The 2005-nt window shown below is 74.2% G+C and carries 2 protein-coding genes and 1 pseudogene; all 3 read right to left on the bottom strand.

Annotated elements, in window-relative coordinates; all coding sequences use genetic code 11:
• A pseudogene (locus NBZ83_RS31835) lies at nt 1-363 on the bottom strand (sensor histidine kinase); the annotation flags it as partial.
• A complete protein-coding gene (locus tag NBZ83_RS31830) occupies nt 356-1021 on the bottom strand; it encodes a response regulator transcription factor (protein WP_261571306.1) in 666 nt (221 codons plus the stop codon). The gene NBZ83_RS31830 and the pseudogene NBZ83_RS31835, both read right to left, overlap by 8 nt.
• 159 nt (nt 1022-1180) lie before the next feature.
• Nucleotides 1181-2005, bottom strand: an 825-nt coding sequence (gene ypfJ / locus NBZ83_RS31825) for a KPN_02809 family neutral zinc metallopeptidase (protein WP_261576475.1), incomplete at its 5' end; no start/stop codon positions are given.

Below are 2005 nucleotides of genomic sequence, written 5' to 3'. Positions count from 1 at the left end.
GGGTACGCCGGCCCCGCCCGCGCGAGCCCGGACCCGTTCGGCCGCGGCGGGGTCCGCGGTCCGTGGGGGAAGCTGCTCGACCAACCGTCCCGACGGGTCGAGTACCTGGATCACGGTGATGTATTCGGCGGGGACGGCGCCCCGGTCGTCGAGGGGACGACCGTGGGCGAGCGCGTCGGCGGCCTGGTCGACCTCGGCCCGCGCGGCCGTCTCGGCCCGGCCGAGCAGCGTCCGGGACATGGTGTGCACGAGCAGGAGGGACGCCAGCACCAGCGCCGCCCCGACCAGCACCGTCACCGCCGCCGTCAGCCGCACCCGCAACGCCCGCACCCGGCAGCGGGGACCGGAAGCTCGGTCAGGCATCCGGGTTCACCAGCCGGTAGCCGAGGCCGCGCACGGTCGCGATCCGGGCGGCGCCGAGCTTGCGACGCAGCGCCGAGACGTACACCTCGACGACGTTGGCGTCCCCGGTGGCGTCGAGCCCCCAGACGGCGTGCAGCAGCCGGTCCTTGGCGACGACGCGGTCGCGGTGGCGCAGCAGCACCTCCAGCAGCGCTCGTTCCCGCGGTTGCAGCACGACGGGCTCGCCGTGCACCGTGCACTCGCCCGACTCGGGGTCGAGGGTGAGCGCGCCGTGGCCGAGCATCCGCGGTCGCGGGGTCGCCCCACGCCGGCCGAGCGCTCGCAGCCGCGCGACCAGCACCGCGAACGAGAACGGTTTGCGCAGATAGTCGTCGGCCCCGGCATCCAGGCCGTCGACCTCGTCGAACTCGCCGTCCTTGGCCGTGAGCATGAGCACCGGCGTCCAGACCTCGGCCGCGCGCAGCGCCGCCACCACCCGGTAGCCGCTGAGCTTCGGCAACAGGATGTCGAGGACGACGACGTCGTGCGCCCCCTCCCGCGCGTGCCACAGCCCGTCCTCGCCGTCACGGGCGACGTCGACGTCGAAGCCCTCCGCGGTCAGCCCGGCATGCAGCACCTCCGCCAGCCGGGCGTCGTCCTCCACCACCAGCACCCGCATGCCCCGGTCCCTCCTGCGGCTGCGTCCCGGCCGGGAACGGCCCGGCCCACCCTCGCATCCGGAGCTGAGAACCGGCTGAGCCGGCTCTGACGCCCAGCAGCCTCGGGGCGGCACACCGCCGCGACGAAGGCGTCGCCATCGCGACAGTCAGGCGCGAGGTCAGGCGTGGGGGACGGTGCCGCAGGAGGCCATGGTGGCGCCGCGGTAGCCGGTGAGGAACGAGTTCTTGCGCTGCTGGGCGGAGCCGTGGGTCCAGGTTTCCGGGTTGACCTGGCCGGCCTGGGCCTGGATGCGGTCGTCGCCGACGGCCTGGGCGGCGCCGAGGGCCTCGTCGAGGTCGGCCTCGCCGATGGTGACGTTGCCCGCGTTGTTCGCCAGCGTGCTCCACACCCCGGCGTAGCAGTCGGCCTGCAGTTCGAGCTGGACGCTGAGCGGATTCTCCCGGGACGGATCGGCCTGCTGGGCCTGGCGGACGCGCGCCTCGGTGCCGGTGAGCGTCTGGAGATGGTGGCCGACCTCGTGGGCGACGATGTACGCCTGGGCGTAGCGGCCCTGGGCGCCGTAGTTGCGCTGGAGCTGGTCGAGGAAGCCCAGGTCGATGTAGACCTTGCGGTCCGGCGGGCAGTAGAACGGCCCGACCTGCGACGACGCCGTGCCGCAGCCGGTGCGCACCGACTGGGAGAAGTAGACCAGCCGGGGCTTGGTGTAGGTCTGGCCGCTGCGGGCGAACTGGGCGCCCCACACCTCGTTGATCTCGTTGAACGCCTTGAGGACGAAGCAGTCATCGTACTGGTCGATCGCCCCGGCGGTGTTGCAGCGCCGGGCGACGTCGCTGGACGTGCCGCCGCCCGATGTGCCGCCGCCGGGCTGCGACAGCGGCGACCCGGCCGAGTCCGACCCGCCGCCGCCGAGGACCGCGACGAGCAGGTAGATGACGACGCCGAGGATGCCGGCCCCGCCGCCGCCGACCGCGAGCCCCCGGCC

The organism is Frankia gtarii (assembly GCF_025403375.1).
Taxonomy (GTDB): Bacteria; Actinomycetota; Actinomycetes; order Frankiales; family Frankiaceae; genus Frankia; species Frankia gtarii.
Note: the sequence above shows the minus strand (reverse complement) of the source record. Positions and strands in the feature narration are given on the sequence as shown.